The sequence below is a fragment of the Dorea sp. AM58-8 genome (assembly GCF_003464045.1).
Classification (GTDB): Bacteria; Bacillota; Clostridia; order Lachnospirales; family Lachnospiraceae; genus Claveliimonas; species Claveliimonas ammoniilytica.
The window spans coordinates 1-24,547 of record NZ_QSDM01000006.1 but is presented as its reverse complement, the minus strand read 5'-3'; the positions used below and the strand labels follow the sequence as shown (position 1 = coordinate 24,547).

Annotated in this window: 29 protein-coding genes and 2 pseudogenes; 19 read left to right on the top strand and 12 right to left on the bottom strand. The window is 39.4% G+C overall.

Annotation, left to right across the window (positions count from 1 at the left end):
* Positions 1-98: 98 nt before the first annotated feature.
* The 6 genes from DXA18_RS06290 (at position 99) to DXA18_RS15780 (ending at position 3,561) form a co-directional block, all read left to right on the top strand.
* A complete protein-coding gene (locus DXA18_RS06290) occupies positions 99-701 on the top strand; it encodes a Type 1 glutamine amidotransferase-like domain-containing protein (RefSeq protein WP_118383173.1) in 603 nt (200 codons plus the stop codon).
* A gap of 60 nt (positions 702-761) precedes the next feature.
* Positions 762-1,502, top strand: a complete 741-nt coding sequence (locus DXA18_RS06285; protein ID WP_117529287.1) for an alpha/beta fold hydrolase — start codon at positions 762-764, stop codon at positions 1,500-1,502.
* 137 nt (positions 1,503-1,639) lie between these two features.
* Positions 1,640-2,524: a MerR family transcriptional regulator gene (locus tag DXA18_RS06280; RefSeq protein WP_117603519.1), complete on the top strand. Its 885-nt coding sequence runs from the start codon at positions 1,640-1,642 to the stop codon at positions 2,522-2,524.
* 133 nt (positions 2,525-2,657) lie between these two features.
* Positions 2,658-3,110: a zinc-ribbon domain-containing protein gene (locus tag DXA18_RS06270; protein WP_118383172.1), complete on the top strand. Its 453-nt coding sequence runs from the start codon at positions 2,658-2,660 to the stop codon at positions 3,108-3,110.
* The gene (locus tag DXA18_RS06265; RefSeq protein ID WP_118383171.1) at positions 3,107-3,421 is read left to right on the top strand and encodes a hypothetical protein; all 315 of its coding nucleotides are present in this window, start codon (positions 3,107-3,109) and stop codon (positions 3,419-3,421) included. The genes DXA18_RS06270 and DXA18_RS06265 overlap by 4 nt, the downstream gene beginning before the upstream one ends.
* Positions 3,418-3,561 carry a hypothetical protein gene (locus tag DXA18_RS15780; RefSeq protein ID WP_199665554.1) on the top strand — a complete coding sequence of 48 codons (144 nt, stop codon included), beginning with the start codon at positions 3,418-3,420 and terminating at the stop codon, positions 3,559-3,561. The genes DXA18_RS06265 and DXA18_RS15780 overlap by 4 nt, the downstream gene beginning before the upstream one ends.
* Positions 3,562-3,687: 126 nt before the next feature.
* Here DXA18_RS15780 and DXA18_RS06260 read toward each other — a convergent pair whose 3' ends face one another.
* Complete coding sequence (locus DXA18_RS06260; RefSeq protein ID WP_118383170.1) at positions 3,688-4,134, bottom strand: hypothetical protein; 447 nt, start codon at positions 4,132-4,134, stop codon at positions 3,688-3,690.
* 65 nt (positions 4,135-4,199) lie between these two features.
* Positions 4,200-4,532, bottom strand: a complete 333-nt coding sequence (locus DXA18_RS06255; RefSeq protein ID WP_008373705.1) for a winged helix-turn-helix transcriptional regulator — start codon at positions 4,530-4,532, stop codon at positions 4,200-4,202.
* 140 nt (positions 4,533-4,672) lie between these two features.
* On the opposite strand from DXA18_RS06255, the gene DXA18_RS06250 reads away from it, so the two are divergent.
* Positions 4,673-5,026, top strand: coding sequence for a cupin domain-containing protein (locus tag DXA18_RS06250; RefSeq protein ID WP_004614173.1), 354 nt, complete (start codon positions 4,673-4,675; stop codon positions 5,024-5,026).
* Between the two features lie 103 nt (positions 5,027-5,129).
* On the opposite strand, the gene DXA18_RS06245 is transcribed toward DXA18_RS06250, so the two are convergent.
* The 7 genes from DXA18_RS06245 to DXA18_RS06215 form a co-directional block, all read right to left on the bottom strand.
* Positions 5,130-6,038: a radical SAM mobile pair protein B gene (locus tag DXA18_RS06245; protein WP_118383169.1), complete on the bottom strand. Its 909-nt coding sequence runs from the start codon at positions 6,036-6,038 to the stop codon at positions 5,130-5,132.
* The gene (locus DXA18_RS06240) at positions 6,026-6,715 is read right to left on the bottom strand and encodes a radical SAM mobile pair protein A (RefSeq protein ID WP_118383168.1); all 690 of its coding nucleotides are present in this window, start codon (positions 6,713-6,715) and stop codon (positions 6,026-6,028) included. The genes DXA18_RS06245 and DXA18_RS06240 overlap by 13 nt, the downstream gene beginning before the upstream one ends.
* Positions 6,712-7,149: a radical SAM mobile pair system MarR family transcriptional regulator gene (locus tag DXA18_RS06235; RefSeq protein ID WP_117676378.1), complete on the bottom strand. Its 438-nt coding sequence runs from the start codon at positions 7,147-7,149 to the stop codon at positions 6,712-6,714. Before DXA18_RS06235 ends, DXA18_RS06240 begins: the two co-directional genes overlap by 4 nt.
* Before the next feature lie 119 nt (positions 7,150-7,268).
* Entirely contained in the window at positions 7,269-7,796 is a 528-nt protein-coding gene (locus tag DXA18_RS06230; RefSeq protein ID WP_118383167.1) for an ankyrin repeat domain-containing protein, read from the bottom strand.
* Positions 7,771-9,093, bottom strand: a complete 1,323-nt coding sequence (locus tag DXA18_RS06225) for an MATE family efflux transporter (RefSeq protein WP_118383166.1) — start codon at positions 9,091-9,093, stop codon at positions 7,771-7,773. The genes DXA18_RS06230 and DXA18_RS06225 overlap by 26 nt, the downstream gene beginning before the upstream one ends.
* Before the next feature lie 22 nt (positions 9,094-9,115).
* Positions 9,116-10,456 (bottom strand): MATE family efflux transporter, encoded by a 1,341-nt coding sequence (locus tag DXA18_RS06220; RefSeq protein ID WP_118383165.1) that lies wholly within the window; start codon positions 10,454-10,456, stop codon positions 9,116-9,118.
* 275 nt (positions 10,457-10,731) lie between these two features.
* Positions 10,732-10,929, bottom strand: coding sequence for a zinc ribbon domain-containing protein (locus DXA18_RS06215; RefSeq protein WP_118383164.1), 198 nt, complete (start codon positions 10,927-10,929; stop codon positions 10,732-10,734).
* 581 nt (positions 10,930-11,510) lie between these two features.
* Between DXA18_RS06215 and DXA18_RS16070 the strand changes: the two are divergent.
* The 7 genes and pseudogenes from DXA18_RS16070 to DXA18_RS15630 all read left to right on the top strand — a co-directional run.
* Positions 11,511-11,699: pseudogene (locus tag DXA18_RS16070) on the top strand (ParA family protein); the annotation flags it as partial.
* Positions 11,700-11,864: 165 nt separating this feature from the next.
* Entirely contained in the window at positions 11,865-12,578 is a 714-nt protein-coding gene (locus tag DXA18_RS06205) for a lantibiotic protection ABC transporter ATP-binding protein (protein WP_005609481.1), read from the top strand.
* Positions 12,571-13,302 carry a lantibiotic immunity ABC transporter MutE/EpiE family permease subunit gene (locus DXA18_RS06200; protein WP_004853398.1) on the top strand — a complete coding sequence of 244 codons (732 nt, stop codon included), beginning with the start codon at positions 12,571-12,573 and terminating at the stop codon, positions 13,300-13,302. Before DXA18_RS06205 ends, DXA18_RS06200 begins: the two co-directional genes overlap by 8 nt.
* A 1-nt stretch (position 13,303) precedes the next feature.
* Positions 13,304-14,043 (top strand): annotated as a pseudogene (locus DXA18_RS06195) (lantibiotic immunity ABC transporter MutG family permease subunit).
* Positions 14,044-14,057: 14 nt separating this feature from the next.
* Positions 14,058-14,720, top strand: a complete 663-nt coding sequence (locus tag DXA18_RS06190; RefSeq protein WP_118383162.1) for a response regulator transcription factor — start codon at positions 14,058-14,060, stop codon at positions 14,718-14,720.
* Positions 14,708-16,084, top strand: coding sequence for a sensor histidine kinase (locus DXA18_RS06185; RefSeq protein ID WP_118383161.1), 1,377 nt, complete (start codon positions 14,708-14,710; stop codon positions 16,082-16,084). Before DXA18_RS06190 ends, DXA18_RS06185 begins: the two co-directional genes overlap by 13 nt.
* A gap of 64 nt (positions 16,085-16,148) precedes the next feature.
* Complete coding sequence (locus DXA18_RS15630) at positions 16,149-16,292, top strand: DUF6040 family protein (RefSeq protein WP_158567100.1); 144 nt, start codon at positions 16,149-16,151, stop codon at positions 16,290-16,292.
* Between the two features lie 120 nt (positions 16,293-16,412).
* Here DXA18_RS15630 and DXA18_RS06180 read toward each other — a convergent pair whose 3' ends face one another.
* Positions 16,413-18,140, bottom strand: coding sequence for a helix-turn-helix domain-containing protein (locus tag DXA18_RS06180; protein WP_118383160.1), 1,728 nt, complete (start codon positions 18,138-18,140; stop codon positions 16,413-16,415).
* A 195-nt stretch (positions 18,141-18,335) separates the two neighbouring features.
* Between DXA18_RS06180 and DXA18_RS06175 the strand changes: the two genes are divergently transcribed.
* The gene (locus DXA18_RS06175) at positions 18,336-20,834 is read left to right on the top strand and encodes a X2-like carbohydrate binding domain-containing protein (protein ID WP_158567099.1); all 2,499 of its coding nucleotides are present in this window, start codon (positions 18,336-18,338) and stop codon (positions 20,832-20,834) included.
* 175 nt (positions 20,835-21,009) lie between these two features.
* On the opposite strand, the gene DXA18_RS06170 is transcribed toward DXA18_RS06175, so the two are convergent.
* On the bottom strand, positions 21,010-21,246 hold the full coding sequence (locus DXA18_RS06170) for a DUF6061 family protein (RefSeq protein ID WP_118383158.1): 237 nt from the start codon (positions 21,244-21,246) through the stop codon (positions 21,010-21,012).
* Positions 21,247-21,614: 368 nt separating this feature from the next.
* Here DXA18_RS06170 and DXA18_RS06160 point away from each other — a divergent pair, with 368 nt between their 5' ends.
* The 4 genes from DXA18_RS06160 to DXA18_RS06140 all read left to right on the top strand — a co-directional run bounded on the left by DXA18_RS06160 (position 21,615) and on the right by DXA18_RS06140 (position 23,710).
* Entirely contained in the window at positions 21,615-22,019 is a 405-nt protein-coding gene (locus tag DXA18_RS06160) for an LptM family lipoprotein (protein WP_117613823.1), read from the top strand.
* A 115-nt stretch (positions 22,020-22,134) separates the two neighbouring features.
* Entirely contained in the window at positions 22,135-22,611 is a 477-nt protein-coding gene (locus tag DXA18_RS06155) for an MGMT family protein (RefSeq protein WP_015512791.1), read from the top strand.
* Positions 22,612-22,766: 155 nt separating this feature from the next.
* On the top strand, positions 22,767-23,534 hold the full coding sequence (locus DXA18_RS06145) for a zinc-ribbon domain-containing protein (protein WP_278337063.1): 768 nt from the start codon (positions 22,767-22,769) through the stop codon (positions 23,532-23,534).
* Positions 23,531-23,710, top strand: a complete 180-nt coding sequence (locus DXA18_RS06140; protein WP_117526579.1) for a hypothetical protein — start codon at positions 23,531-23,533, stop codon at positions 23,708-23,710. The genes DXA18_RS06145 and DXA18_RS06140 overlap by 4 nt, the downstream gene beginning before the upstream one ends.
* 84 nt (positions 23,711-23,794) lie before the next feature.
* On the opposite strand, the gene DXA18_RS06135 is transcribed toward DXA18_RS06140, so the two are convergent.
* The gene (locus DXA18_RS06135) at positions 23,795-24,319 is read right to left on the bottom strand and encodes a flavodoxin family protein (protein WP_118383156.1); all 525 of its coding nucleotides are present in this window, start codon (positions 24,317-24,319) and stop codon (positions 23,795-23,797) included.
* Positions 24,320-24,547 lie beyond the last annotated feature (228 nt).

The window sequence follows — 24,547 nt, the reverse complement described above, 5'->3', positions numbered from 1 at the left end:
AGAAAAAATCGCATAATTAGTGCATTGAGTGGGCAATTCCAATCGGAGTTGCCCATTTTAAAACAAACAGAAATATAAATTTATAAAGGAGAATATTGATGAAACTATTTTTATGTTCGCACTTTTCAAGTGTGGGAAGTCTGATAAAGGAAGAAATTGAAAATAAGAAAGTCGCATTTATTCCAACAGCTTCACTGCGTGAAGGCTACACCGGTTATGTCGGCTCGGCTCGAAAATTATTCAAAAAGTTGGGAGCAATCGTAACTGAAATTGATATTTCAACGGAGGCTTATTCAACGATACAGTCTGTTTTTGAAGAAGCAGATGTGATATATTTTACCGGCGGAAATTCTTTCTTTCTTATGGACCAGCTCCGTAAAACGGGAGCTGATGGGCTACTGAAAAAGGAATTGGCAAATGGAAAATTGATGATCGGCGAGTCGGCAGGCGCAATTATATGCGCTCCAAGCATCCAATATATCGAGCAAATGGATGAAAAGCCAGAGGACTACTCACAAGAAGATGATGCAGGGCTTGATTTGATTGATTTCTATGTTCTTCCGCATTATCTTACAGCACCATTTAAGAAAGTTACCGAGAAAATAATGACTGAGTTTTCGGAGTTGAATCTATGCCCAATTAACAACCGTCAGGGAATTGTAATTGATGGTGAAGGTTCAAAGGTTATTTGCAAAGATTAATTTGAAATTCCAGTTTGTCGAACACATGAAAATTTGAAGTTTACAGCGAGGTGAAAGAGGTTGAATTATGTAGAATATGGAAAAGAAAACAGCGATGTAATTATCCTCTTACATGGAGGCGGTTTATCATGGTGGAATTACAAAGAGGTTGCTGAAAGACTTCAAACAGATTATCATGTGGTTTTGCCTATATTAGATGGTCATGCAGGATGTGATAAGCAGTTTACGACGATAGAGAATAATGCTTTGGATATTATAGAATTTGTAAATAGCAAATTGGGCGGTTCTGTTTTAATGATGGGAGGACTATCGCTTGGAGGGCAGATTTTGCTTGAAATTTTATCTCAACGCAAAGATATATGTAAGTATGCAATAGTGGAAAGTGTACTTGTGATACCTTCAAAATTTACATATTCTATGATTAAACCGGCGTTTGGAAGTTGCTATGGCTTAATAAAGTATAAGTGGTTTTCAAAATTGCAATTCAAATCACTACGAATAAAGTCGAATTTGTTTGATGAATATTACAAAGATACTTGTGCTATTAAAAAGAGTGATATGATTGCCTTTTTACAGGAAAACTCAGTATATTCACTAAAAGATGGCATTGGAGAGTGTGAAGCAACCGTTCAAATTTATGTTGGAGAAAAAGAAAATCAATCAATGAAAAAATCTGCTAAAATCATTCATGAAAAATTGCAGGATAGTTTTATAAAAGTTCTTCCTAATATGTATCATGGAGAGTTTTCAATAAACCACGCAGATGATTATGTGAGAAAACTATTAGAAATAGTAAAGTGAAGGTAACTTTCAGTCTTCGGCAGAGACTGAAAGCAACAGAAGATTTGAATTTGTATGATTGAAATGAAAACTTCAAAAATATATTGACTTGTACGTAACGTACACCCTTATACTATCATCATAAGGAGGTGCATCCGATGTTATTGAATGAAATTATAAATGAGGTTGGAATGACAAAGCGTGCAGTTAAGTATTATGAAGAAAAAGGATTGCTGTCAGTGGATAAAGATAACAATGGTTATCGTAACTATACTGCACAAGATGTTGAAACTTTAAAAAAGATTTCAGTATATAGAAAACTCGGTATTAGTATTAAAGACATACAGAGCCTTTTGGAAACTGGCGACAAAAGTATTCTTCTTCGTATTTATCAAGAAAAAGTGCAGGAAAAAGTTTTAAAAGACTCAGAACTTGAAGCTTTGAAGCAATTTATAGATGATGGTGACGCAGACAAAGCAAATGAGGCACTTGATTATCAAACCGTTGAAAATGCAATTGAGTCTTTGCTACCGGGAAAAGAATGGGGAGATTATTTTAAAAGTCATTTCAAACCATTTCTTAATGTAAGGTTGAAGACTCTGGAACAGAAGCGAGCACTACAAAACATATTAGAATATTGCGATGAAACGATATTGAAAGTTCCTTTCATTATGGGAATAGGTGCGAAGATGATAGGTGGAATTGCACAAGAAACCAGAACCGCAGATGAGATGATAGCCTATTATCGTGATATGAGTGAAAGTGAATATGAAAGACTAAAAGAAAAAGTATGGAAAGGTGCTAAAATGAAAAACGGTATAATGAAATACCATCCAGCATTTATTGCACAGAGAAAAATGCAGAAAGAGTTACAAAATAAAGGATATAACGATATATTCATTCCTAATTTAATGGTTCTGTCTCCAACGTATGCAGAATATAAGAAAGCGTTAGATAATGTGAACGATAGAATGTGTAGAGAACTTGGACTGTATTATGATAGCAATTATAACTTAGTTATTAAAAAAGATAATTCTAAGTAAAAGTTAAACTACCCTTTGGGAGAGGAAAAATCCTTTTCTCAAAGGGCTTTTTCTATTTATACGGATATTCGCAAACTACAAGATAAAGCCAAAACTTCATATACTCTAAGCACAAGGAGGTTGAGGTTTGGCTATGAACAACAGTTTAGCAGAAGTACACCCAGAGCTTATTACGGAATGGTCGGAGAAGAATTTACCGCTTACACCTGATGATATTACCTTTGGTTCAAATAAAAAAGTATGGTGGAAAGGTACTTGCGGACACGAATGGCAAACAAGCGTTAAGGCTCGTTTTAATGGAGAAAAATGCCCGGTATGTGCCGAAAGAGAAGTGCTTGCAGGATACAATGATCTGGCGACAACGGATAAAAATTTACTCAGTGACTGGGATTATGAACAGAACAGAATACAGCCGACAGAAATATCACGAACTTCTGCTAAACGGGCATGGTGGAAATGCAGACACGGACATTCATGGAGTATGAAGATCAATGAACGGACAATTCTCGGAAAAGGTTGCAGGATATGTGAGCAGGAGTATTTATCAGTGTTTCCGGCTTTTGCCTCAGTTATTATTCACATATGAAAGGATTGAAAATCGAACTCGGCTCAGACAGAGTTTTAGGGATACCGCTTGATACTTATATCCCATCTGAACAGGTGGCGATTGAAGTGAACATCGGCTCAGAAGATATGGAAATCTTAAAAGAACATCTCTGTCAGCAGAGAGGAATTAAACGGATCAAGTTACCTATGAAATCTAATGAAACAGAAAGTGCTTATACTCAACGTATCAAATCTGCCTTTCAAAGTGTACATATATTTATTGCTTCCGATACGGAAGAAGATGTCGGGACAATCAGAAACGTATATGAGAACTGGAGGAACAGCCAATGAGAGAAAAGAAATATCATATTTACTTAACAGCCGAAGAACAGAGCAGAGTTATTCAGTCACTTATCCGGCTGAAAATGAGCTTCTCGAACAAGGCAGATATACTGACGCAGTGGATGATGTTCTCTGCAAGGTATTGGTAGCCAAGAAGAAGCATAATTTTTTCATCTAATTACATATCGTTCAGAATATAAGAGGACCGCCTACACCGAAATGCAAGCGGTCTTTTTAATGGTAATATTATCCTTACAAACTGGAATTTGTAAATATCATTTTACATTTTTATATGAAATCACAATATGACTTGGTGCAAATAATACTGATGCAATAATCAATAGCACTGACCTACTCATAATCCCACTAAATAAGAACAACATTGAAGGAATAATAGAAAGTGCTAATGCTCTGAAAACGCTGTTTTTCTTAAAACATATAATCCAAATAGCACAATAAAGCATTACCAATATGGTATCTACAATCAGATATAGTGCAAATGCTTCGTCAGACCACCACCCGAACCAAGTTCCCGGAACATTGATTATCATGAATCCGAAACAACCCAATCTCCCTACTTGTTCTGTGACCTCAACATATTTATTGTTCCACTTATTATCAAATCCATCTTTGCACTTAATCGCAAATACAACATTGGGTATCATAATGACTGCAATAAAAATCAGCCCAAAAACATTAAACCATTCCATATTATCTACCATCACAAACTTCGATTTTCTCAATTCTCCAAACTTGAATTGTTCAAGCTTTTCAAATACTAACGTCCTTAATTCTGTTCAATAATTGATTTATAGTAGTTACCAAAGTCAGCAAGTGAATTAACAATTGGAAGCATTTTTGTTCCGAGTTCCGTTAAGCCGTATTCAACTCTTGGTGGCTGCTCATGGTAATCGTGGCGATATGCCAGTCCATCACTCATCATTTGTCTTAAACTATCTGTCAAAACCTTTTGTGAAATACCATCTATACTTCGTTGTAGCTCATTGAATCTCCATGGACGCTCTTTCAAGTTACGCAAAATCAGCAGTTTCCATTTTCCTCCGATGAGAGATACTGCTGTTGCAACTGGGCATTCCGGTAATTCTTCTTTTGCTCGCATAATTCTCACCTCCGAGGCTATTGTAACACATTCGATTTTGAGTGTACAGTTACAAAAAGGTGCGTACTTGTTTTTGTATGTGTCTCACACTATACTAACATCAAGCAACCAGAAACTACAAATTAACTATGGAGGTTATTATGGCAAATTACACAAAAACAACTATTGGAAAGGAAAACCGAATTGAGCTGCACGAAAAGTTGTCTTTAACAGGTGCAGAAATCAGTTTAAACGAACTACCTGCAGGAGCAAATGTCCCATTTGTTCATTCTCATAAAGAAAATGAAGAAATCTATGGAATTCTTTCAGGTAACGGCAAAGCCATAATTGATGGAGAAGAAATTAGCCTTTCAACTGGAGACTGGCTAAAAATCGCACCTGCTGCAAAGCGTCAGTTTTTTGCATCCGATATTTCCGGAATTACTTATATCTGCATTCAGGTAAAAGAAAATTCTCTGGAACATTTTACAGCAGAGGATGCCGTAATCGGCTAATTAAAAGTATTTATATACAGAAATGCACAGTTCCCGATATGCTAAGAACTGTGCATTTCTTTTTTGTTCAATATTACGTTTTCTCAATTTTTCAAACAAGAAGTTAGCGATTTCTTTTTCCGGTATTCTCTGTCCCACGGATTTCCTCATGATAGAAATAATCTACGATCACCGGATGTCCCTGCGGGACTCTGCCATAAGGCATTTCATTATCCACAAAGGCACAATCATACTTCTTAGCCATTTTCTCAGCTTTTACTTCAAGTGCTTCAAAGTAGCTGCGGTTATGCTTGTTATAGATCTCGTCGTAAAGTGGTACAAGATCAGGATATTTTCCGGCGATATAATCCATAATTATCTTTTTGAAACCGCCTCGAAGATTGAGATTTTCGAGCCAGAACAGATCGCACTGATCCTTTACCCGCTCAAAGATTGCTTCAAAATCCGTGATACCGGGGAATACCGGGGATACGAAACAAACTGTACGGATACCTGCCTCATATATCTGCTTCATAGCAGCGATACGGTGCTCTATGCTCGAAGCAGAATCCATATCGTTCTTGAAATTTTCATCTAGTGTGTTGATCGACCATGAAACGGTTACACGTCCAAGCTTCTTCAACAGATCAATATCCCGTACCACAAGATCCGACTTTGTGCAGATCAGAATATCTGCGTCACTGCCGATCAGCTGCTCCAGAAGTTTTCTGGTATTCCCGAATTGCTCCTCCTGTGGATTGTAGCCATCTGTCACAGAACCGATGACCACCCGCTGTCCGGCATATTTCTTCGGATTTTTAATTTCTGGCCAATGCTTCACATCAAGGAAAGTGCCCCATTCCTCCTTGTGCCCGGTAAAGCGCTTCATAAAAGAAGCATAGCAATACTTGCAGGCATGTGTACAGCCCACATAGGGATTGACCGAGTAACCGCCTACCGGCAGACTAGACTTAGTCATGATGTTCTTTGTTTCCACCTCACGAATGAGGATTCCATTCATTACTTCTTCCATGATTTCTGTACCTCTAACACTTTATTAAATTCTTCCGGCATTTCCTGAATCATATTTTCATCCCCTATGATAGGGACAAGGTCTTCCTTCATAAACACCGGAATGCCGAGCTTATGTGCCTGGTCCGTCAGAGACCATGCCCATTCCGGCTCCGTATGAATCTTCCTGCTCTGAGCTCCGGTCATGGTGCCGACAACGATCCAATTGATTCCGGAAAGGTCAACTGTGCCGGGATCATCGAATAACGGCTCAAAGGTAACATGGTAATGTTTTGCTCTGACGTTTTTCCGAAGGGCGTCGATACGCCACAGTTCTGCTTTCCTCGTCACCGTAACGCCAAACCATGCGTTTTCCAGATCGGTATCAAAATCCAGCAAATCAGGTCGCTTGGTAAGGAACAGGAACTGATGCTGTGGATTTTCACGGATCTTTGCAAATACCTCGTCTCTCCATTCCGGCTTCCATCCGGAGAGATCGCTCATGCCGGTAAGAAGAAAGTTCTGCGGACGTTTCTTTTCCATCATCTTGAACTTACCCGGAAAGAATTCAGGGTCAGCGAAGTCATCAATCATATGCCAGCGTTTCACGTTGTTGCGGGCATAGCAATATGCACACCCCACTGTGCAGCCAATGACGATATTCATGTTCTGAATCTGATCTTTGATACAAATACTCATGACTTCTGCCACTCCTCAAGATTCTTTCTGATGCGGTCGAGGCATTCCTCAAACCGGGTAATTTCTTCCTCTGAAAAACCTTTGTAGTAAATACTGCCCATCTCATCAGATACAGAATCGTACTCGCCCTTTAAGGCATGTGCTTTCTCAGTCAGAAACAGGAGTGTTTTCCTTTTGTCCGTTTCAGACTGAACACGGCTTATCAGCCCTTGTTTTTCCATTCTTTCCAGCATCGTAGTAAGAGATGTTATCGCTAATCCGCATTTAGTCGAGAGTGACCTGATTGAAATACCATCCTTCTGCCACAGCACATAAAGAATACGCCCCTGGGCTCCATTAAACGCATCAATATTCTTTTCGCTGAGAATCTTCTCGAAAATCCGGTCTCCAAGCTGTTTTATTTTGGTAACAAGAAATCCTCCATTCATTTCCATACAAAAGCTCCTATATAGTAGTTTATTAAAAACATACTATATAGGAGCTTTATCGTCAACAGTTTATATGTCTTAATAAGTAAATTCCGTTTTTTTCAATTCTCAAAACTGGAATTTATCTATAATCCAAGTCCGTCAATGATGTTTACTATTTCATCATAGTTTGGAACTTTATCTTTTATATTAATATAATCGTTTTGAAAATTTTTTAATTTTTCTCTTCCAGTTTTATTATCTATTTGTTTTACATCTAAATCTGTTCCATAATCCAGCAACAGTTGCAATGTCTTAGCAGCATTATTATTTTCATAAAATCTTAGAGCAAGTAGTCCATTTTGGTTCATATAATTTTCTTGATAGTTGCAGTCTGCACCATATTCCAATAAAAGTTTTGTTGCACCATAATATCCACATTCTGTTGTATATGTTAATGGAGTATTTACGCCTTTTGGGTTTTCAGAAATCTGAACATCAGTTTTAGCACCATTTTTTAGTAATAGTTCTAACATTTTCCACTCATCTTTTTCCTTGTTACTATCTGGATTATATTTTATAGCATAATATACTGATTTTGTACTTTCATTTGGATTCCAACCATTTTTTAAATATTCCTCAACCTGACTATATTGCCTTGCGGTAAATGACAAGGGAAATGATCGCAGTAATCGCTTCCGTGATCCAAAACGCATTCCAGACGCCAACCGCTCCGAAAAACCTGCTGAGTAAAAACGCAGCCGGGATGATGACCACTACATACCGGCAAAGGGAAATCAGTAAGGAGGGAGTTCCTTTCCCAAGTCCCTCCAATGCGCCGGAAGATGTAACAGAAACCGCCGAGACGATAAACCCGGCCCCGATGATGCGTAAGGCGGTTTCCCCGGCCTGAATCGTCGCTTCTGTGTGGGTAAACAGCCCCATCAACTGTCCGGGGATCAGCAGACATATTACTGTCCCAAACACCATAATGATACCACTCATGCACAAAACGATCTTAAAGATCTGGCTGACCCGTTGGTGTTCCCCCGCGCCGTAGTTATAGCCGATCAGGGGGCGCATCCCCTGCACAATGCCATTCGCTGGAAGATAGACAAATGTCTGCAATTTGTAATAGATTCCCAAAACCAGAATATACACTTCGGAATATGCCGCCAAAATCGCATTGAGCGCCGAAATCAAAAGAGACGGAAGCGCGAGATTCAGGGTTGCGGGAATGCCAATGGAGTACAGCTTTATTACCATCTTTTTGCTGGGGAGAATGTACTGCCTGCGGATATGCACGCGAATTGGCCGCGCAAGATAGACTACAAGGTAAATCGTCAGCGTCAGAGCCTGTCCGATGCCGGTCGCCAGCGCAGCGCCTTCGATTCCCATTTCCGGGAATGGACCATAGCCAAAAATCAGAACGGGATCTAAGACAATGTTTGTGATGCACCCGCACATCAGGCTTATCATGGTCGTTTTCATGTTTCCTACTGCCTGGAACAATTTCTCAAACGTCATGCTGACGGTAACAATGAGTGTAAAGGCGAACGCAACGACAGAATAGCGGACGCCAAGTTCAATGACCGCTTCGGATGAAGTGAACATCCGCAGGAAAACCGGCATGATCGTAATACAGCAGACTGTCATAACAACGCCATGAATCACGGCAAGCACAAGTCCCTGCGTGGCTGCCTGATCCGCTTTTCTGTGATCCCCCGCGCCCAGATACAAGGCGATCACTGCATTGATCCCAACGCCAAATCCAATTCCGGCAGCATTGATAAAATTTTGAACCGGGTAAACCAATGATAATGCCGTCATAGCCTCCTCGCTGATCTGCGCGACGAAAAAACTGTCCACAATGTTATAGAGAGAATTAACTAGCATGGATAACACCATAGGCAATGACATGGATAAAATCAGCGGTAATACCGGTTTCTCTTTCATGAAAGTGTCGTTCATCATTTTTCCTCCTTGGAACACGTTATGAGATATTTTTGCGGCGATGCCATGCCATCATCACAAGAGCAACGAGCAAAGTGGCAGTTTCGGCAACCGGAAATACAAGCCAGATTCCGTTCAGATGGAACAATTTGTCCAGACACCATACGGCGGGAACAAGGAAAAGCATCTGCCTGCATAATTGGATTGCCATGCTGGAACCTACTTTTTCCGTAGCCTGAAAATAGGTGGAAATCATAGTAGAGAGACCGCAAAACAGATAGCTTGCCGCCATAATCCGCATAGCGGATATCCCAAAGGAGCGCATGGTTTCCGACGCCGTAAACAGTTCCAAAATCTGTGCTGGAAAAAGGATGACGGCCAATGTCCCCAGTATCATCATACCAGTGACCAAAGCGGTTCCGTATCGGAAAGCGGAATGCAGCCTTTCGCTGTTGCCTGCGCCGTAGTTAAACCGCATGACAGGCAAACAGCCCTGGATCAAGCCGTTTACCGTCATAACGATCAACTGTTGCACCTTAAAGTATGCGCCGAAGAAAGCAATCGCCGTATCGGAATACGCCACCAGGAACAGATTGACGAACGTCACCATAAACGAACTGAGGGCGTTCATAATAAAAGATGGCAGGCCAAAGGCAAAAATACGGCGGATCATCTGCTTTTGCAAATGAAAGCCCTTGATTTTTACCTGCACTTTCTGCTTTTTGCCCAGCAGCAAAGCAAATGCCAAAATCATGGATAATGAATAGCCCGCAACAGTAGCCACTGCAGCGCCGCGGATTCCCATAGCCGGGAAAATACCAATCCCAAAAATCAGAATGGGGTCGAACACGAAGTTAACGACCACGCCCGCGATCTGGAACCACATGGGAGCGACCATGTTCCCGGTGGCCTGTATCATCTTCTGGATGGCGATATGCACCATATTGGGAATTTGCATGAAGGAGCACACACTCATATAGGCGATGCTCAGCTGATAAATTTCTTCATTATTGGTGAATGCCCGAAAATAGGGTTTCATAATCAGTAATGACATAAGGTTGAGCAAAGCACCTATTCCAAAAGCCAGTAACAATCCATGTGTGACAGTTGCATTTGCCTCATCCTGCTTTTTCTGTCCAAGATACCCTGCTATCAGCACATTCACGCCGACACCGATCCATATAGACGCTGCATTCATCAATGTTGTAATCGGGAATGACAGAGAAACAGCGGTCAATGCATTCTCGCTCAACCGCGCCACAAACGCGCTGTCTATCAGGTTATAGGAATATTGCAGGAACATGGAAATCAGCGGCGGTATCGACATTTGCCAGATGAGCTTTCCAACAGAAACGACCGCCATTTTATTATTGGTCTGCATACTTTCCCTCCTCTCCACAAAGTGTCCGGCAGCTTCCATCCTCCGTTCTGCCAGATTTTCCAGTATGCAGACAACAAAAAAGCCACACGGCTATCACAAGATAGCTGTGTGGCAAAAAGATGACCGAATCCGGAAAAGTCCACTCAAATTTTACGCTCAGTATTATAGCATTCTTTCAGGAGACTTTCAAGCATTAATCATTACGGAATTGTGGCGGCATATTTATTGTTTTATATGTTATTTCTCTATTAGTTCTGCAAACTTGAAGTTATCGCCTAATCTTTTAAATTAGTTAAATCCTCTAAGTACATTTCTGTATAACCGCACTCTTGGCAGACTGCAACTTTTACATCATCTATAATTGTTGCCTTTTGCTTTTCATCTACACGAACAACAATCCCATAGCCACCACCATTTACTTTAAGCCTTAAATCTGATACCATAGCTTTTCCGCATTTTACACATTTTCTCATTGTTTACCACATCCAAATGTATAAATTAAATTCCGATTTGTTTCTATCTTTATTTCTTAATTATACACGGGATTTGAAGCTTTTTCTACTTATCTATTGTTCTAAAATCTCTCTCAAAAAAAATTATAAAAAATAGGGTGTCAAAAGCCTGAGCAATTCCAAATAAGTGAAGGGAGTAATTCCAATCAACAAAAATGGAACGCCTTCCTTTGAAATTTAAAACTGAATATACAGGTCACTAAGACGTTAATTCTGATGATAGCCACCTTATCGGGTACGCCATAACTTTTGTGGATGCAGAACAGCGAGAACTCCCGGTATGAGTGTCAGGTTGCTCCTGACATGGCGATGACAGTCAGAAAGATAATGATACTTCTCTAAGGAGCTGGCGGAGTACCCGGCAGAGGTTAGAATCCTATGATACAGATCAGCAGTCTGTTCATTAGTGGCTTCCCATGAGCGATACGCTCGGCAAGGGGTGTTGAGAACAAATGTTGCCACGACCGTTTAGGAAATGAAACGGTCAGGTACATAGTCATTCTACAATGGCTATGAATATTCAGGAAAGGAGGACGCAAGAAGTGTCAAACTGCAAAACGATTGCCATCTGCAATCAGAAAGGCGGAGTAGGAAAGACCACCACTTCGGTCAATCTCGGAATCGGTCTTGCAATGCAGGGAAAGAAAGTATTACTTGTTGATGCAGACTCACAGGGAGATTTAACCACTTGTCTGGGGTGGCAGGATACGGACAGTCTGGGTATCACGCTTCGTATTTGTAACAGCTTTGCTGATTTCAGAGGAAAGCCGAGTTCTGATAATGATATTCAATTGATGGTTTATTCCATACGGGAATAAATCTTCATCAAATCTTTATTTTTTTCTGTTAGGTTATATTTCAGTAAGAGATGAAATATAGAAGGAAGGATAGTAAAGATGGAAATGATGTTACAGACACAAAATCTATGTAAATATTTTAGAAAACAGAAAGCGGTAAATAATGTTTCACTTAATATCGAAAAGGGACAGATTTATGGACTGCTTGGACCGAATGGCGCTGGTAAATCTACCACATTGAAAATGCTGACCGGTATGATGAAACCAACTGCAGGAAAGATTTACTTTGATGGAAAACTTTTGGATAGGAAAGATTTATCAAAAATAGGAGCGTTAATCGAAAATCCGCCTATTTATGAAAATCTTTCCGCCAGAGAGAATTTGAAGGTAAGACAATTATTGCTTGGTACAGATGAAAACAGAATTGATGAGGTCTTGCAGATTGTATCACTTACAAACACCGGAAAGAAGAAAGCAGGACAGTTTTCTTTGGGGATGAAGCAAAGACTAGGCATTGCAATGGCATTGCTTGGAGAACCGGAACTTTTGATATTGGATGAACCTACGAATGGATTAGATCCAATAGGCATCGAGGAATTACGAGAGCTGATCCGGTCTTTTCCGGAACAGGGAATCACTGTAATTCTCTCCAGTCATATTCTCTCAGAGGTACAGTTACTTGCAGATAAAGTCGGGATTATTTCAGGTGGAATCTTAGGATACGAAGGAGCATTAAAGCAGGGAGATAATCTTGAAGATTTGTTTATGAATGTGGTAAGAAAAAACCAGAAAGCAGGTGAAATCCATGGTTAATATTATAAAAGCAGAACATCAAAAAGCCAAAAGAACCATGCGAAAAAAGTTTATCTGGGGATTTCCTCTTCTTACATTTGTCATGGCATTTATATTTACTCTTGGGATGACAAATGCTTATGCAGAAAGTGTTTGGAACTGGTGGTATACACTTTTGCTGCCGGGGATGATTGCTCTATTTTGTTATCTTTCTGTGGCGCAGGAGAAAAAGATAAAATACTATCATTTAATGACTATTCCCACAGACAGAAGAAAATTGTTGCTGGGGAAAATTATTTATATTGGGTACATGATTTTGTTTTCTAATGTGATTGTGTTTGCAGGAGCAACGCTTGGAGGCTTTCTTCTAACGACACATGTTCCAGTTGGAGGAGCGTTGATTGCAGTATTGTTTCTGACGGTTTCTGAGTTATGGGAGATTCCGGTAGCTTTATTTTTAAGTGAACGATTTGGAATGATTGTAAACCTGTTCGTCTGCCTATTTATTACCGTCAGCGGTGTGGTAATATCACAAACCAGAATCTGGTATGTACTTGTTTCTGCAATCCCTATGCGAATGATGTGCCCGTTGCTTCATGTTTTACCAAATGGACTTGCCGCAGAAGCAGGGAATCCTCTTTTGGATACGGGAGTCATTGTTCCGGGAATGTGTCTCTCAATCATCTGGTTTGTTTTTGTAACGGTTCTGTTTTTGAAATGGTTTGAGAGAAGAGAGGTGAAATAAGATGATTGGAAGATCTCTTAATGCAGACTTGCGAAAGATGAAAGGAACATCTGTGATTCTGGCACACTTACTGATTCCGATTATAACCAGCGTTATATTTTTAATATATTACTTTTTTCACCATGGAATGAAAATATGAAAGTGATTGCATTTTATCAGGCAATAGGAGCAGGACTTCCGGTACTTATTGGAATTTTTACAGCAAGTGTGATGGAACAGGAACAAAATGCAGGTGATTTTCAAAATCTGTTGTCTTTACCGGATAAACCTGCAGCATTTTTATCGAAACTGTTGATGCTACTGGTTTTGTGTCTGTGCTCTATCCTATTGACAGCAATCATATTCGGAATTGGATTTGGAAGAATCGCATCAAGCGATATCGAAATCATGAAAGGATGTATATTTGCAGCATTGCTGCTGTGGGGAAGCAGTGTTCCACTTTATCTGTGGCAGCTGATTCTGGCTTTTCAGTTTGGAAAAGGGGTATCCATTGGAGCAGGGATTATATCAGGACTAATTAGTGCATTGATGCTTACCGGACTTGGAGATTATGTGTGGAAATATGTATTTGTCTGCTGGACGGGTAGAGTACCATATACTTATCTGCAATCTGTATTGGGAGAAACTAGTGTAGGTGAATGGTTGTCATTCATACCAGGTTGCTTAATATTTACAGGGATTAGTATGGTATACTATTTTTGGTGGGTAAACCACTGGGAAGGAAACAGAATATCGGAATAGAATCGAGGGAAACTATGGCAAAAATACTGGCAGTTGATGATGAACCGGCAATTCTGGAAATGATAGAAAGCATTTTGAATAAGGATGGACATCTGGTTACCAAAGTAAGTAATCCGCTGAAACTTAATATGGAAGAATTACATCGTTATGACCTGATTTTACTTGACATTATGATGCCTGGAATGGACGGCTTTGAATTATGCAAAAGAATCAGGGCACTTGTGGATTGTCCGATTTTGTTTCTTACCGCAAAAACGGAGGAAAAAAGTCTGGTGAACGGACTTTCGTTGGGAGCAGATGATTATATTTCAAAGCCATTTGGAGTGATGGAACTTCGGGCAAGGATTCATGCACATCTTAGAAGAGAGCACAGGGAACATTCTGTCCGGATGGTTTTTGGGAGGGTCTGCATTCAAATATCTCAAAAGAAACTATTGGTTGATAATAAGGAACTTCCTCTTACGAAAGCGGAGTACGAAATTTGTGAATTCCTGGCTAAAAACAGGGGACAGGTTTTCTCGAAAGAACAGATTTTAGAAGAGGTCTTTGGTTTTGACAGTGAGAGTAATGACAGTACCATTATCACGCATATCAAAAATATAAGAGCAAAATTTGCGGATTATGATTATACACCGATAAAAACAGTCTGGGGGATTGGATATAAATGGGAAGAGTAAAGAGAAGCAATGCACTCAGCTGGATTTTTATGAGATATGTACTGGTCATGCTTGGATCATTAGTAGGTTTGGTGATTGTTGCTTGGCTGCTGCTGTACCTTTTGATTAGTGTGGGCTGTATCTATCCGGCGAATTATGCAGAGCAAAAGATTAATGAAGCATATGATACGATTTTACGTGCGGATAAAGTAACTGCTGAGATGATTCCTACACTTTGTGATTATGTAATCTTTTCAGAGAATGGAGAGAAAATAGGTGGAGATCTGTCAGAACAATACGAACAGATAGCATGGAATGTTGCAAAGTACGGAAACGCATCCGGGAAATATTTTTATAAAGTAATTGTAAGGGAAAATGAATATGTTGTATTGCAATATCGCCTGACACCTCAATATCATTCAGCTTTTTTGAGGGAGCATTTTATAGAACCACAGAATGTGATGAGTATTATGTCAGTGATTGGAGCGTTAGCGATTATCATCATTCCGTCCATACGTTTTGGAAAAAGAATCAAAAAGCAGATGCAGCCTGTATTAGACGCAATCAGACAAATAAAGGATCAAAATCTGGAATATGAGACATCCTGTTCCGGTATCAAAGAGTTTGATGACTGTTTATCGGCAATCGATGATATGCGAGATGCATTGCGAGAATCTTTAGAAAAGCAGTGGAAAACAGAGCAGGAAAAGAAACAACAGATGTCTGCTTTGGCGCATGATATTAAAACACCTCTTACGATTGTACGGGGAAATGCAGAACTACTTTCAGAGACTGAACTGACCACAGAACAGAAGAATAATATCACTTATGTTTTGAACGGCACAACACAGATACAAAGTTATGTAAAACAGTTGATAGATGTCACAAAATCATGGAATTGCAGTGATGTTACCTATACAACGGTGAGGTTAGAAGATTTTTTCGCAGATATAAAGGAACAGGCACTCGGACTGGTAGAAATCTATCACCAGAAAATAGATTGGAAGGCGGGACAAAGTGATAAAAAGGTAACGATTGCTTATGATCCAATGTTCCGGGCCGTAATGAATATGATTCAGAATGCAGTGGAGCATACAAAAGAAAATGGAATCATTTATATTGACGCAAAGGAGCAGGATGGCCGGCTGACATTCATTGTGGAGGATAGCGGATCAGGATTTACAAAAGAAGCATTATTGCATGGCACAGAGCAGTTTTTTATGGATGACACAAGTAGAAATGGCGAAGCCCATTATGGGATGGGACTATTTTTTGCAAAAACTGTGGCTGAAAAAAATGGTGGAGGTATTAAACTTTCAAATTCTGAAAATACAGGTGGGGCGAGGGTAGAAATATTTTTCCTGAGTAGTCAAGAAACAAGCTAAATAGACCGCAATTAAGCTATGTAAAAGAAATTTTACATGCTTTTATCTAATATGTAAAAGCCTTTTGATAGACATTACTACTACGTTTGCTGTAATCTCATGGAAGACATCTTCCACCAATAAATTACTGTTACTTCTGGTGCAGGTGATCTATATCGGAATCCGATGTTATGTGAAAGACTGGCGGGAAGAACGGGGATATTATTAAGGAGAAGCGGACTGCCTGTATAGAAGGCTGTCCGCTTCTCTTTCATAGTTCTTGAGATTAATGAAAGTAAAAATCACCACAAGATATCGTTTATTTCTTCTGTAAATATTTTCAGTCGGCTTATTCCACTATTGGTGGAATAAAGTTCTCAATTGCATTGCGCAGCTTGGGATGATGGATAATAAAATGTATCGCTGGTGCTTTTGATTTTGATATTATAGCCCATTGCCCCTCATGTACTAATATCTGCAGATTATGAAAAGCATGGGTTGTACTTATTCTCAAAATATAATTAGGATTTTTTCGGGCAAAAGCCTTCGTATCACTCATGTGCATCATGTATTCCTCTTCACTGTATGGAAGATTGGTTTCACAAAAAATTCCAGAAAGATCCAGAACGGGTGGATTTTTGCTGAATTCTTCTGGTGTCAGAGCAGGGACTTCGTCTTCAAGCGTTTCAGACGCAAGAATAGATATAATTCTTTCCTTTTGCATTTTAACATGCTTTCTTATCCGCTGTTTTTGTCTGCCGTCTATGTCATGCCGAATAAGAATTCGTTCGAGAAGTTCTTCACTTATTGTGTATAACGGCAATGTGGATCGGATGCCCCGGCGTTTTCCAGATTTTCTGATGTCAGAGATTAGAAAAGTGTTCAGCTCAGCTTCCCTTTCACTGCGGTAAATATCCATCAAAGAATCAGCATTTTTTAATAGTTCATCTGCGCGCCTTTGATAGTATGCCACTTCTCGCTTGGACTTTGTCAGATAGTATTTCCCATTTTCATGGCATCCGGTAATTGCTTCACCTGAAAGTGCAGCAGAACCGGAAACTTTTAACAAGTGCAGGAATGTGTTGTTTTGCACATTTTTTAAATAGTATGGTGAGATTAGTCCGGTCATATACATCGGAATCCAGCTTTCTAACCCCAGCATCATTTCATCAAAGGAACGGTCAAGATTATGAATTTGATAGAGGTGCAGTCCTTTCTTGAGCATCATAGCCATACCAAACATCCATTTTTTAGGAAATTCAGGATCTTTTGCCATTTCCTTCATTGGCATATCGCTATACATGATTACTGGAGCAGTGGATTTGGAAAGTACAGTTGCTTTCAGAAAATCCAATTCACTTTCCATCATTTCTTTGATGCCCCAATAGGTTCTGGAAATCGGAATCTGAAATGGAACAGAAGGAATTTTCAATTCGTTGAAGTGGATGCTATGGATATATTCATTCAGATTAAATTCATCAAGCTTTTCTAAAAAAACGGTCATTGAGTCTTTGACAGCTCCTGATCCGGCAAGCAACCAGTTTGTCATCCGATCCTGAAAATCAGTGTAGTTAGACAATTCTTCCATGGGACAATTGATTAAGCTGGATATGACAGCTTTTTGTTCCACTGTCTGGAAATGTTTGGTAACAAAAATTGAAATCTTTCTGGCAAACTCCGTAGGGTTGGCAGGCTGTCTTTGCCCATTCCGGATACGGGAAATATAGGATGGGTCATAGTTCAGAAAACGTGCCAGGTCGGAAATGTTTATCGGTACAACAGTCAGCAATGTATGAAAATTTTTCTGTAAATGAGCAATATCCACGTTATTTCTTACATATGGAGAAAATGCTTCAGAGACAGATTGTACTGTGATATTAGGTATTTTTTTGTTCTCTGCAATAGAAACAATCCCATTTATAAGTCTGTCAAAATTTTCGGATCCATCTTCCGGGATACGTTCACCGGATCTGTAACGGCTGATTGTAGCAGCAGAAAGCCCAGAATTTTCTGCTAAATCTTTGGCAGTACAGTCCAATTGCTTCATGTAGTCATCTAATAATTTCTTAAAATCCATTGAGATATGTTCTCCTTCTTAATGATACAGGTGCCCTTTCCTGTAGTATATAATATCCTCGGGGAATTACAATATTGCAATTTCCGAAATGTCACTGACAATCAGGAAATAGAAAGGGTAAAGTACAGGATGTATGGTATATTTAAAGCGTTACCAATAGTTTTAGTTATATGAAAGCGAGAATGGAGGATGATTATGAAAAAAAGAAGAAGGGGAAAAATCAGGTGGTTGTCTGTTCTGCTTACAGGCTGCCTGTTACTATCTATCATACCTGCAACAGCATTTGCTGCTGAAGATACAGCTCCAGCAAAAAGTGAGAACTCTGCAGGAGAAGAAATTCAGATGCCAGAACAGCAAAATGCAACAGAGGATACATCAAATAGTGTAATCGAAAATACATCGGAAGATGCAAATACAGAAAATAAGGATGAACAGATTGATAAATCCAATGAAAAGTCATCTGCGGAAGTTGCGACACTTGCCCTCGAGCAACCAAAACCGGATTATCTCCCTCAGGGAGTAACGTATTTTTCTGATGGCTACAAGCACGCATATCACACACGAGTTGATGTAACTGCCAATGTTTCCGTTAAGGATTCGACCGGTACGGTGGTTGAAACCACACAAGTAAGTAAAAGCAGCGGTGAGTTTAATTTTATCACAGAAGGATTCCCAAGTGCCGAAGTGCTGCAGACAGCAGTGGAAAATCTTCAGACCGAGATTGAGACACCGTACAAAGCTAGGGGAACCGTTACAAGTGAAAATGAGAGTGCGGGGCCGATTATTGATCATTTTGAGAGTGCCTCTCTTTATACTTTTACGCCCACATCCGGCAATCCTGTTGATTTTAGTTCGGATTTAGAAGCGGCAAAGCAGTATTTCAATGAGCACCCGGATGCGACCGGTACTTTCACAGTGATTCTGGATGTTCACGAATATCAAATATATGATTATACTTATGACCTGATTGTGCAGGAACCAGATGCTGTGGATGAGGCTATCACCATGGTTGACATTGGCAATATTTGGAAAAATCTTGATGCTTCACAGCCTATTGCATTTACAGCAGAAGTCAATCCTAACTCGGAATGTGCAAACCAGATGACGCTTACGGACGAGTTTTGGATGCAGTGGACTATTGATGGCCCTATAATTGCAAAATCCAATCCCAAAAAGCCGGTTGCAGGGGCAACCTACAGATATGGAGTGAAATTAACAGCGAAAGACGGTTACTACTTCCATGAAGGATTCAAAGGTAGCGGAGTTGGATGCACTGTAATATGCGATGGCTCCACTATAACGGCGTTTTCTGGCACACTCTCCGATGATAGAAAGCAGTTAATCCTCTGGTTTAACGACATAAAGGTGACAGCGACTGACGAAAGCTCTCAGAATAGCATTGGTGACGTAGATATTGAGGGTGTAACCTTTAATTATGAGCCGGGAGATGTTCCAAAAGCAACTGCTTACAAATGTGATCCATGGGATGAACAATATGATATAGAATACGAATATTGGGAAGAAATGGAAACGAATGTAAACGGTGAATCTATACCAGTAAAATACTGGTATTCTGATGAAAGCAAGAATAATGCACTTGCACAAGACAAAAAAATAACGACCTTTGAGGATGGCAAAACTTATATGTATAGTCTTTCTCTTAAAGCAAGAGACGGAAATACATTTGCAGCTAATAGTAAAGTAATGGTGAATGGCACAAATGTAAATAATGCAAATATAACAAATACTGGAACAGGACTTTTTGTAGTTGCTGTAAGAACAATAAAACCTGAAACTGTTCAGTTACAAAATATTAGTATTGTCGAAATAAATAATGCAACAATCAGCTTTAAGGTCGGAGATAAGCCTGTATTCACTGGAAAAACAGCTGAGAATGTTCCGTATATTTATCAATCTGAATTTTGGAGTACAGATGGAGGTAAAAAATACCATTACTCAGCCGATTTTTGGAACGACAACAATCCAGATGATTTATTTACCGAATTTGAAAGCGGTAAAACTTACACTTATGGAATTTATTTCAAGGCAAAAGAAGGATATTGTTTTACAACTGATACAAAATTAAAAATAAATGGTAAATATTACGATTATGACATTACCGACTATGACCCGCTGTTACAATATCCTAATGGCGGATATGCAACGATGTGGGTTGACACAAATTTGACCATGACACCACAGGTATCCGGCACAACCCCTGAATATAAAATCACTGAGGGTGCAAATAGCTCTTGGAAGCAGAACAGCGACGACACGCTGAAATTTGTTGCAAACGGAGATTTCTCCAAGTTTACCGGCGTTAAGTTGGACGGTACGCTAGTTGCAGCCGATAAATATACTGCCGTATCTGGTTCTACGGTGATCACACTGAAAAAAGATTATCTCAGCACTCTTTCTGTCGGCAAGCATACCCTGACTATTGTTTATAACGACGGCGAGTGCAGCACGGAGTTTGAAATCAAGGCGGCAAGCATCACTTCAAGTACTGACAGTACTGGTAATAATTCGGGTAGCACTTCATCAAAAGTAAACAAACCGGATACAAGTGAAACAACAAGTCCTAAAACCGGCGATACAAACAATATGTTTTTGTGGTTTATCATACTTTTTGTCAGTGGAAGCGTAACTATTGGTACGCTGATGGTACATCGAAAGAAACAGTATAATAGATAACAGAATAGGTTAATTTATGCGGCGACTATCGAGAACGATGGTCGTCGTTATTTTAATTAAGATTCTATTGTAAAATTTTTAGATATCTTAAAGAGGGAGCTTTAGACCCACTGGAGCTTTATAATGTAAACAAGTGCGGTAAGTGCTCCCTCGATCGTGACACTACAAAGAATCTTTAGATTTCAAGAGAATCTTCCGCATCTATCCACATCTGCAAATTTCCATTAAGACATAATCTTGCATACTCAAGTGGTTCATTAATGGCAAATGCGTTTAATGCACAGTCTGATCCGGGTGTAGTCTTTAAATTTTTTTCTGTTTCCCAACAGTCAATGCGGAGCATATAGCCAGCAGAAGTATAAACATCAATACTGTTGCGTTGTGGGTTGTATTCTGCAAATATCGTTCTCATCGTATCGAATCTCCTTATCATTCAATCAATCATCAGTTACAAAAATCAGAAGCATTTCAATCAGTTCACCATGTCATTTTTATTTTGTGTTATACTGTTTTATATGATTTTTTTGGTCTCCGCTGCCGCTTCGGTCGGCACAGAGCAGAGGTCCACCGGACCTCTTGTGCCCTTGTATTTGCCCTTATCAGAGTTCGTAAACACTGATGGGATGATATAACACAAGGGAAACAATAAGGGAAAGCTCACCTGCGACAAATTCAGTGTTTTCAAGGGTTTGCGGAGAATTTAATAACAAGATATAACAGTTATTAACTCGCTTAAAACAGGTGAAATCTCAATCGGAATTGATGGAGGTAGTGTGAATTATGAAAAAGATTGTATGTGCAATGCTATGTATTCTGCTTGTATTTAGTTTGAGTGCTTGTGGCGGAAATGTTAATGAAGTAAATACGCATAATGTAGAATCTGAAATATATTCTGAAGAGGACATTGCAGCTGCTATTGACACCATAAAAAAAGAGTTTAAGAGCAACTGGAATGGATGTACTCTTACAGAAATTTATTATGCAGGGGATGACAGCTCTAAAGACCATCAAGATTGGGCAGATAGGAACAATGCAGATGAAGTCATTGTTTTGCTATCTTCATTCGATGTTGATTCATCTGGAGGAGATGGTTCACTGAATCCAAATAGTACATACAATGATTGGAAGTGGATTTTAGTTAGAACAAACGGCGGACAATGGCAACATGTTGACCATGGATATTAAAATAAATTCAAGTTTGTCGAACACATGAAAATTTGAAGTTTCGTAAGGATTTTTAAAACTGTCTCATTGTATGGTTTCGTTTATTAAGATATGATTGGTTTGGAGGTGATACATTATGGCAAATGAAGATAAAAAAGATTTTAATGCTATGCTTATGGATAGCAAGGATATGCCAAAAGTTCAAATCATAACAGATGAAAAGAGCATCGAAAAATATGGTGGAGATAAAATGTATTTTGCCCCACCTATTGACTACGACAAAGTAATGCGACTTGTGCCTTGTGGAAAATTACTTACGGTAGGTACAATAAGGGAATTCTTTGCTAAACAAAATGGTGCTGATTTTACAGAGCCAATTACAGCTGGAATTTTTGTTTCGATAGTTGCATGGGCGAGTTATCAGCGTGCAGAAGATAAAACCCCTTATTGGAGAACATTAAAAGCAAAAGGGGAATTAAATGCAAAGTATCCAGGAGGCGTTGAGGCACAAAAGGAGATGCTTGAAAAAGAGGGACATATCGTAATCCAAAAAGGTAAAACCAATATTAAGTATTATGTTAAGGACTACGAAAAAGCATTATTTACATTGTAATAGATGATGTGAAAATTCCAGTTTTTCAATTTGCCCTTTGAGAGAGGAGAAATCCTTTTCTCAAAGGGTTTTTTCTATTTATACAGATATTCGCAAACTACAAGATAAAGCTAAAACTTCATATACTCTAAACACAAGGAGGTTGAGGTTTGGCTATGAACAACAGTTTAGCAGAAGTACATCCGGAACTTGTTTCGGAGTGGTCGGAGAAGAACTTACCATTGAAGCCTGATGAAGTAAATGCAAAGTCGAGGAAAAATGTCTGGTGGAGATGCGGTAAATGCGGTAACGAGTGGAAATCAGTTATCAATGCCCGTGTGAAAGGTACGGTATGCCCTGTTTGTGCGGAGAGAGAAGTCCTTGCCGGATATAATGATTTGGCGACAACAGACAGTCAGCTTCTCAGCGAATGGGATTATGAACAGAATAAATTGAAACCGACACAAGTATCACGAACTTCAGCAAAGAGAGCGTGGTGGAAATGTTCCCTCGGACACTCTTGGAAAGCAAAAATCAGCGACAGAACAATTCTTAAAGGAAAATGCACCGTATGCGAAAGCCAATATCGCTCCGTGTTCCCCGGCTTGGCTGTTGCCTATTACGCAAATCAAAAAGGATTAAAAGTGCAGCTCGGTTCAGATAAACTATTAGGAATACCACTTGAAACCTACATTCCGTCAGAAAAGCTGGCGATAGAATTTACGAGCGGCTCAGAACAGATGGAGGTTCTCAAAAGCCACTTATGCAAGCAGCGAAATATAAAACTCGTTAAACTCCCTTTTAAGACAACCGAAACGGAAGCGGAATATTCCGGCAGAGTAAAAGCAGTTTTCAAAAGCGTACATATCTTTATTTATTCTGACACTGATGCAGATGTTTCGGTAATCAGAGCAAAATTTAATGAATGGAGGAAAAGACTATGAGAGAAGAAAAGTTCCATATCTATCTTAATGATGACGAATATGGCAGAGTAATACAATCACTTATCCGTTTGAAGAACAGCCTGATAGCACAAGGCAGATATACCGATGGGGTTGACGATGTTCTCTGCAAGGTAATGTCAGCCAAGAAAAGAAAGCTCAAAATCAAATATTTCTGAATAAGAAAAGAGACCGCCTACACGATGTAAGCGGTCTTTGATTATTGTAGAGTAAGTCCGACAAACTTGAATTTGGTGTGTGCTTTATAAATTTTTTCCAATCCACTCAAGTTCGTTCATGGAATCCTTATTTTTTTCAAGTTCATCTCTGGCTGTTGCGTAATATGATTTTTTGAAAAGCATATCCCATGAAAGATATTTTGTCATACAGTCAAACTGCTTATCAATCAGCTCATACTGGATACTGCCTACGGGAGAACCACCTACAACAATTGTGCCAACTTTTTTGTTTTTTAACTGCAATCCACGGCAGTAGCACTTATCAATGATAAGTTTCAATTGTGCTGACATTCCCCACCAATAAACTGGTGTAGCAAAAAGAATCATATCTGCGGCAGCAATTTTATCAATTGTAGAATTTGTATCATCCTTATCGACGCATCCCTTGGAGCATTGACAGACACCACATCCCTTGCATGGTGCAATGTTGAGTTTGTCGGGTTCAATGATTTCAATTTTATTCTTTTCTGACGCTCCTTTTATAAATGCATTGATTGCTGCCAGCGTATTTCCTTTTCTGGCACTTCCATTAATGATTACAATTTTCATGCGTGTATCCTCCAACTTTCGATTTGTTCTTCTCTGGATTTCATATTATACACCAAAATTGTGAATATTTCTACCAGCCGTCTATTGACCTCAATTTTGAGGAAAATAGGCGGCTTTTTTTGTATGCCTATACAATAAAACCACCTGCTATGCTGGTGGTTCCCCTTACGGCTTTAGCCCTAGATAAGAAAACCTCCAATGATATAATAAGTGTGGGTCCTAAACCGC

Coding starts and splice junctions, on each gene's coding strand:
- DXA18_RS06290 (WP_118383173.1), top strand. CDS start 99: ATGAAACTATTTTTATGTTCGCACTTTTCAAGTGTGGGAAGTCTGATA.
- DXA18_RS06280 (WP_117603519.1), top strand. CDS start 1,640: ATGTTATTGAATGAAATTATAAATGAGGTTGGAATGACAAAGCGTGCA.
- DXA18_RS06270 (WP_118383172.1), top strand. CDS start 2,658: ATGAACAACAGTTTAGCAGAAGTACACCCAGAGCTTATTACGGAATGG.
- DXA18_RS06265 (WP_118383171.1), top strand. CDS start 3,107: ATGAAAGGATTGAAAATCGAACTCGGCTCAGACAGAGTTTTAGGGATA.
- DXA18_RS15780 (WP_199665554.1), top strand. CDS start 3,418: ATGAGAGAAAAGAAATATCATATTTACTTAACAGCCGAAGAACAGAGC.
- DXA18_RS06260 (WP_118383170.1), bottom strand. CDS start 4,134: ATGGTAGATAATATGGAATGGTTTAATGTTTTTGGGCTGATTTTTATT.
- DXA18_RS06255 (WP_008373705.1), bottom strand. CDS start 4,532: ATGCGAGCAAAAGAAGAATTACCGGAATGCCCAGTTGCAACAGCAGTA.
- DXA18_RS06250 (WP_004614173.1), top strand. CDS start 4,673: ATGGCAAATTACACAAAAACAACTATTGGAAAGGAAAACCGAATTGAG.
- DXA18_RS06245 (WP_118383169.1), bottom strand. CDS start 6,038: ATGGAAGAAGTAATGAATGGAATCCTCATTCGTGAGGTGGAAACAAAG.
- DXA18_RS06240 (WP_118383168.1), bottom strand. CDS start 6,715: ATGAGTATTTGTATCAAAGATCAGATTCAGAACATGAATATCGTCATT.
- DXA18_RS06235 (WP_117676378.1), bottom strand. CDS start 7,149: ATGGAAATGAATGGAGGATTTCTTGTTACCAAAATAAAACAGCTTGGA.
- DXA18_RS06225 (WP_118383166.1), bottom strand. CDS start 9,093: ATGAACGACACTTTCATGAAAGAGAAACCGGTATTACCGCTGATTTTA.
- DXA18_RS06220 (WP_118383165.1), bottom strand. CDS start 10,456: ATGCAGACCAATAATAAAATGGCGGTCGTTTCTGTTGGAAAGCTCATC.
- DXA18_RS06215 (WP_118383164.1), bottom strand. CDS start 10,929: ATGAGAAAATGTGTAAAATGCGGAAAAGCTATGGTATCAGATTTAAGG.
- DXA18_RS06205 (WP_005609481.1), top strand. CDS start 11,865: ATGGAAATGATGTTACAGACACAAAATCTATGTAAATATTTTAGAAAA.
- DXA18_RS06200 (WP_004853398.1), top strand. CDS start 12,571: ATGGTTAATATTATAAAAGCAGAACATCAAAAAGCCAAAAGAACCATG.
- DXA18_RS06190 (WP_118383162.1), top strand. CDS start 14,058: ATGGCAAAAATACTGGCAGTTGATGATGAACCGGCAATTCTGGAAATG.
- DXA18_RS06185 (WP_118383161.1), top strand. CDS start 14,708: ATGGGAAGAGTAAAGAGAAGCAATGCACTCAGCTGGATTTTTATGAGA.
- DXA18_RS06180 (WP_118383160.1), bottom strand. CDS start 18,140: ATGGATTTTAAGAAATTATTAGATGACTACATGAAGCAATTGGACTGT.
- DXA18_RS06175 (WP_158567099.1), top strand. CDS start 18,336: ATGAAAAAAAGAAGAAGGGGAAAAATCAGGTGGTTGTCTGTTCTGCTT.
- DXA18_RS06170 (WP_118383158.1), bottom strand. CDS start 21,246: ATGAGAACGATATTTGCAGAATACAACCCACAACGCAACAGTATTGAT.
- DXA18_RS06160 (WP_117613823.1), top strand. CDS start 21,615: ATGAAAAAGATTGTATGTGCAATGCTATGTATTCTGCTTGTATTTAGT.
- DXA18_RS06155 (WP_015512791.1), top strand. CDS start 22,135: ATGGCAAATGAAGATAAAAAAGATTTTAATGCTATGCTTATGGATAGC.
- DXA18_RS06145 (WP_278337063.1), top strand. CDS start 22,767: ATGAACAACAGTTTAGCAGAAGTACATCCGGAACTTGTTTCGGAGTGG.
- DXA18_RS06140 (WP_117526579.1), top strand. CDS start 23,531: ATGAGAGAAGAAAAGTTCCATATCTATCTTAATGATGACGAATATGGC.
- DXA18_RS06135 (WP_118383156.1), bottom strand. CDS start 24,319: ATGAAAATTGTAATCATTAATGGAAGTGCCAGAAAAGGAAATACGCTG.